Below are 6,248 nucleotides of genomic sequence, written 5' to 3' on the forward strand. Positions count from 1 at the left end.
TACCTACCATCACAAGGGCATGCGAAACTCCACCCAGAGGACGGCGTAGCGAACCAGTTCAGCACCGTGTTTGAGTTCGAGCTTCTCTTTCAGTCGCTCCCGATAGGTACCGATAGTCTTGGGACTGACATGCAGATGCTCGGCAATTTCGCTGGCCGACAGTCCCTTGCCGATCAGCGTCAGGACCTCCAGTTCCCGATCGGTCAGGCAATTAGTAGCTGAAATCTCAGCAGCACCCGGCTTGCCGGTCAATTTGCCAACCATTTTGTTCATAATTTTACTGCTGACATAGATATTGCCGGCCAGAATATGCTTTAGCGCGTCAATAACCGATTCTGAAGCTTCCTGCTTCATGATGTACCCTCTGGCACCGGCAATGATACACCTTTCGGCATGAATCGCCTCATCATGCATGGAGAGAACCAACATGGGAATCCCACTCTTACTCTTTTCCACCTCCTTGATGAGATCAATACCCTGGCAGCCTTTCAAGGCAAGATCGACAATGATCAGATCAGGATGCAGCAAATCTATTGCCTTAAGAGCAGAAGCTATATTGTCTGCATCGCCACAAACTTCAAGATCCTCTTCCTGGTTAATGAGCTCGCTCATACCCATACTGAAAATCGGGTGGTCTTCAACGATAAAAACCTTATATTTTACTGGCTTCGATATCCTATGGTTATAGTTTGCCATAACGATTACCTGTAGTGGGTAGACTTAAGACAATTTTCACCCCTTTGCCGGGAAGATTATCAACAGTAAGGGAACCCCTGAGACAATCGGTTCTATATTGTAATATTCGCAATCCCATACCTTTAGGATTAAGGTTTTCCGGCAGGCCTCTACCATCGTCGGCAATCTCAACCCTAAGGGTTTCAGCCGTCATTGTCAACCGGACGACAATATTTTTGGCTTGCCCATGTTTGACGGCATTATGAACCGCTTCATGAACAATATAGTAGATATGGGTGGCAACCTCACTGTCCTCAGGGATACGTATCGCCTCACACTCAAAACTACAGGCAACATTATAGATTTCGGCAACAATTTCAGCCATTTCAGCCAGGGATGTCTCCAGACCATGGGCGGCCGGGTCAACCGGCATCAGACCTCTTGCCAGACGTCGGGTCTTATCAATTGCTTGCCTGATAAAACCCCTTATTTTCTCCGCCAGATTGGCTTGCGGAGTTTGCTCTTTATCAAGTTTCTCTTTCAGAACCTTGGTCATTGCCTCGATACCGATCAGGTGGGGACATAAATCATCATGGAGTATCCGACCAAACTTCTGTTTCTCGCGTTCGCTGATATTGAGGAGTTCCCTCTCCAGACGCTGGCGTTCACTGATCTCCTGCTGCAGGTTATTGTGGTAGAGCTCTAGTTTTTCCATGAAAATGTTAAAATGCCTGGCTAGGTGGCCAATTTCGTCATTGGGAGCCTGCGACATGCGAACCGTAAGATCGCCGGCGGTGGCGGCCGTAAGACGACCGATGAGTTCGCGCATCGGTCGAATGATTGAGGCGCTGATCCACAAGGTCAGTGGCAAAATCAGCAATAAGGTTACTGATACCGCGGCAACAAAAATTTTTTTGACCTGCTGCAAGGGGGCATAGATCTCATCCAGATAACTGGATGAGGCCACGATCCAATCATATTCGGGAATATAGTTAAACATCACCAACTTTTCCCGAAAAATTTTTTCACCGGGATTTTTCCAGGTGTAGATAAGCTTACCGTTTTTCTGCCGACAGAGTTCCTGCACAAAAAGATGCCCTTCAGAATCAACGGCATCAAAAACATTACCTTTGATAATTGGATGGACAACCACATTGCCGAGACTATCGAGAACAAAAGAGTACCCTGACTTGCCAAACCGCATGGCTAGAATGCGCTCACTGAAATCGGAGACCTTGACCAACTCCTTAAATTCCTCCCGGTATGACGTGACTGAAATAATCCAGTCCCAAGGAGCAAAATAGCTCATATAGAGGGCTTTTGATCTTTTTTCCAACTCACCCGGATTACGCCACCCATATTCAAGGTAACCCTCTTTTCTTTTAATCTGCTCAATAACAAAATCAACATTTGAAAAATTACGGCCGGCCACGGATTTGTTGGGATGGGCAACAGCGACCCCACCACTGTTGATACAATATAAATATCCGGTTTTGCCGATTGTCTGACTATAGAAAATCTGCAACGCCTGATTTTTGGCTTCGTTTTCAGAAAGTTCTCCAGAAAGCTGTTTGGCGTAAAAATGTTGAACGATATCAAGGTTTTTTTCAGCCACTGAGCGTAAATAGTTTTTAATCGATACTGAAGCCGTCGTTTGGACCATATTGAGGATCGCAGCCGTCGAATTCTGGAGCTCACGCTCGATGTTTGTCTCCACCGTTGTGCGCATCAGGGAGTAGATAACGAAGCTGCAAAGAAGAATGGAGATAACGAGAATTGCCGAATAACCGCCAAAAAGTTTTGCACGAATATTTAAATTGCGAAAAAATCTCGTAAAGCTATGAATCAATCCCGGTACTCCAATACGCAGTTTTTTTCCTGCCCTGAGGCAGATCAGCCTCAGGCCCCGATTCTCGGCCCAGCTGATCTGGCGGCCAAGGATATACTCTTGCACCCCTCCCCTCAGATACACATCCATGAAAAGCATAATATACATATGGCTGTTACAATAAAATAATGTTATAGTCACGCAAAATATATCCTGGAGGTGGTATTCATGGATCGCACCGAGCGTTTCTACCGAATTGACCTGCTCCTCAGGAAAAATCAGGCTGTTCCTCTCTCCCGGTTCATGGGAGAGATGGAGGTCTCCCCCGCCACCGTCAAACGGGATATTGAATATCTCCGTGACCGCCTCAATGCCCCGATCATTTGGGACCGGTCCAGGAGGGGATAGCGATGTCAAACCCCTGTCGCAGGCGGCCACGGAAATATCAGAAACCCTTCTCAACCAGGAATTTACCACCGCCTACGGTATTTTTGCCGGCTGCCCGACCACCGACGCAATCTTGCGCTTTTCCCCCGCCTGCGCCCGCTGGGTCTCCCGGGAGGAGTGGCACCCGCAGCAAAAGGCTTCCATCGACGAACATGGCTACTATATTCTCTGCCTTCCCTACGCCCATGACACGGAGCTGATGATGGACATCATGCGCTACGGCCCTGACGTGGAAGTGCTGGCACCGGACAGTTTACGGGAAAAAATACAACAAAGACTGGAATTGACGTTGAAAAACTATACAAAATGATTCTCCGGCTCATCCTGTGAGCCACTACCCTTGCTATGATGGTCCTCCAAACAGGAAAAGGGGCAACTGTTTTCACCATAAGGAGGATGCCATGACCATCATCGCCCAACGTCTTGACCGGATTTCGTTAGGAGCAACGCAGCATTTCAAAAACCTGACCATGTTCCCGCTGGTGGACGACCAGCCCCATGCAGCGGAGTACCTGCTCCTGGAGGAAGCCCTGGAAGCTGGTTATGCCCGGGTCACGGAGATTTCGGAAAGCGGCAGCGTCCCGGAACTGAGGTTTGTCAACGATGCCGAAAAACCGGTGCTGCTCCTGGATGGTGAGGAACTGATCGGCGCCAAGCAGAACCGGATTGTCAACCTGACCATCCTGGTGCCGGCCAAAACCACGATAACCATCCCGGTTTCCTGCGTTGAATCCGGTCGCTGGCAAGCAAAATCAGCAGCATTTTCGGCGGCCAAAAGAACCCATTTTGCCACCGGCCGGGCCCGCAAAGCAAGCCGGGTATCGGAATCGATGAACCGGTTCGGCTCCCGACAGACCAATCAGGGTGAGGTCTGGGAAGATATAGAGGTCAAATTCTGCGGCATGAAGGCCAGTTCACCAACAATGGCGGCAGCCGCCATGTACGAAGACAACCGGGAAAGCCTTGACAATTACCAGAAAGCTTTTGCACCCGTAGACAACCAGACCGGGGCACTGTTTGCCATCAGCGGTAAAGCAATCGGCCTTGATCTGTTTGACAGCACCGAGCCGCTGCAGGCCATGCTGCCGAGCTTGGTGCAAAGTTACGCCCTGGATGCCATTGACAACCTGAATGAAACGTCAGCAACGGACAAGGCTGCTGAACCCCAAGTAGCCGAACAGCTTCTGGTTGGCTTCGCTCAAGCGATAACCAACCGCTTCCCGGCTATCGGCGAAGGACAGGACATCCGCCTCCAGGGCAACGCGATAACCGGCGGGGCATTGGCAGTCGGCAAACGGGTTGTTCACCTATGTGCTTTTCAGCTGGGAGGGGAAGAGCGGAGTAGTCATCACCGGGGCGGGCGGATGGCCAAAGCATCGGTGAGGCGGGGGCAAAGAATAGATTGAGGGAAACGGTAAACATACCAGTCACCCAACGATCGAATGCCGAATGAAGCAGGAAGATACTAAATCACAGGTTCATGAACACCATGCGGGAAGTGGCTATCCGGGCTAACTGCAATAACCACAGGGAAAAATTACAATGGAACAAAAAACTGTCTTTAATCATTGATGAAGAAAGCTGTAAAATGAGTGTTTGGGACACACAGTTGCTGTCTTTGATCAACCGCGATAAAAACTTGATCAACACCTGGGAGCTCATGGTCTCACGGTAGAGCATGAACCGAACTTTTCCCCGGTTGGTAATTGATGAGATCATGTTGACATTCACCATCCTCTGAACAACATCACGGTTGAAAAAAAGACCTGGTCAGCAGGGAATTTTGTCAAAAACACGAAAACTCAAATCCTTGACAACAGAATCACAAAATAGTACTATTCCATTTTAGCAGATAAATTAGAATAAGTATTTCGTTAATTCAAAAGTTGAAATAAAGATCATGCGAAGAAAACTACAAGGCCGCTACCACACAATTTCATCAGTCGGAGAAAAAGCCCAGGCCTTTATCCCCGCGCCGCTACCGCCAACGCCACCCATTGAGTGGACAACGGAATTGCGCGAAAAATTTGATTCTGCCTTGCTGGCTCTTGGGCGATTGGACAGCGTATCAACATTACTGCCGGATACGTCACTATACCTATACATGTACATCCGCAAGGAAGCGGTGCTTTCTTCAATGATCGAAGGAACACAATCATCTCTTTCCGATCTGCTGCTATTTGAATTCAAGCATCAACCCGGCGTCCCTATGGATGATGTCAAAGAGGTCAGTAACTATGTAGCCGCACTTAGTCACGGTTTAACACGACTCAATGAAGGTTTTCCTCTTTCTCTCAGACTATTGAAGGAAATTCACGGCATACTTCTATCGAAAGGGCGCGGCAAAGAGTGCAACCCCGGAGAATTTCGCAGAAGTCAAAACTGGATTGGAGGAAGCAGGCCGGGAAACGCTGCCTTTATACCACCACCTGCGGAATTGGTAATGGAGTGTATGGGAAATCTTGAGCTGTTTTTGCATAACAAACCAGAAAAGACAGCGACGCTCATAAAAGCAGCGTTAGCGCATGTTCAGTTTGAAACAATCCATCCTTTTCTTGACGGCAACGGTCGTTTAGGACGATTGCTGATCACTCTGCTATTGTGCTCGGAAAAAGTATTAAAAGAGCCGATGCTCTATCTCAGCCTCTACTTCAAAACACACCGGCAACGCTATTACGAACTACTCAATGACGTACGCCTGACCGGTGATTGGGAAGCCTGGCTTGACTTTTTTGCAGATGCAGTCACAACCACGGCAACCCAGGCAGTAGACACGGCTCAGCGATTAATGAAACTATCGGCGGACGACAGCCAGAAAATAAACAACCTAAAACGTATTTCCGGATCAGCCCATCTCATCCACAAAGCAATGCTTGAAAAACCGATGACATCACCTGGCTGGATTAATGAAAAAACACAGCTTTCACCAACCACCGTCAACACTTGTCTACGCGAACTTGAGCAACTGGGCATTGTCAAAGAGATAACCGGGCAAAAACGAAACCGGCTCTATTCTTACACGGAATATATTCAGATTATGAACGAAGGAACTGAGCTACCATCATAACTCTGGATCGCATTTTCCACGCATGACTCACTTTCACCGGCCTAGGACGACGGCACGAAAACTGCTTTCCTGGGCGGCTGGCCGGGATCACTTCTATCCAAATGGTCTCGAATAGCGAATTCGTTAATTTTGATGACTTCAACAAAAAAAAGCACCTACGAATTAACGTAAGTGCTTTATTTTATATGGTGAGCCGTGCAGGGATCGAACCTGCGACCCTCTGATTAAAAG

General features: G+C 48.3%; 5 protein-coding genes and 1 pseudogene. 3 read left to right on the plus strand and 3 right to left on the minus strand.

Going from position 1 to position 6,248, the window contains the following annotated elements; translation table 11 throughout:
• Positions 1–9: 9 nt before the first annotated feature.
• Together JXO50_11115 and JXO50_11120 are read right to left on the minus strand one after the other, a co-directional pair.
• The gene (locus JXO50_11115; protein ID MBN2333640.1) at positions 10–696 is read right to left on the minus strand and encodes a response regulator transcription factor; all 687 of its coding nucleotides are present in this window, start codon (positions 694–696) and stop codon (positions 10–12) included.
• Complete coding sequence (locus JXO50_11120) at positions 683–2,671, minus strand: cache domain-containing protein (GenBank protein ID MBN2333641.1); 1,989 nt, start codon at positions 2,669–2,671, stop codon at positions 683–685. Before JXO50_11120 ends, JXO50_11115 begins: the two co-directional genes overlap by 14 nt.
• A 60-nt stretch (positions 2,672–2,731) precedes the next feature.
• Here JXO50_11120 and JXO50_11125 point away from each other — a divergent pair.
• Positions 2,732–3,260 (plus strand): annotated as a pseudogene (locus JXO50_11125) (WYL domain-containing protein).
• A gap of 91 nt (positions 3,261–3,351) precedes the next feature.
• Complete coding sequence (locus JXO50_11130) at positions 3,352–4,356, plus strand: hypothetical protein (GenBank protein MBN2333642.1); 1,005 nt, start codon at positions 3,352–3,354, stop codon at positions 4,354–4,356.
• A gap of 64 nt (positions 4,357–4,420) precedes the next feature.
• On the opposite strand, the gene JXO50_11135 is transcribed toward JXO50_11130, so the two are convergent.
• On the minus strand, positions 4,421–4,669 hold the full coding sequence (locus JXO50_11135; protein ID MBN2333643.1) for a hypothetical protein: 249 nt from the start codon (positions 4,667–4,669) through the stop codon (positions 4,421–4,423).
• 181 nt (positions 4,670–4,850) lie between these two features.
• Between JXO50_11135 and JXO50_11140 the strand changes: the two genes are divergently transcribed.
• Positions 4,851–6,017 (plus strand): Fic family protein, encoded by a 1,167-nt coding sequence (locus JXO50_11140; GenBank protein ID MBN2333644.1) that lies wholly within the window; start codon positions 4,851–4,853, stop codon positions 6,015–6,017.
• Positions 6,018–6,248: the final 231 nt, after the last annotated feature.

Origin of the sequence: Candidatus Anaeroferrophillus wilburensis, from assembly GCA_016934315.1 — a bacterium.
In the GTDB taxonomy this organism is placed as follows: Bacteria; Desulfobacterota; Anaeroferrophillalia; order Anaeroferrophillales; family Anaeroferrophillaceae; genus Anaeroferrophillus; species Anaeroferrophillus wilburensis.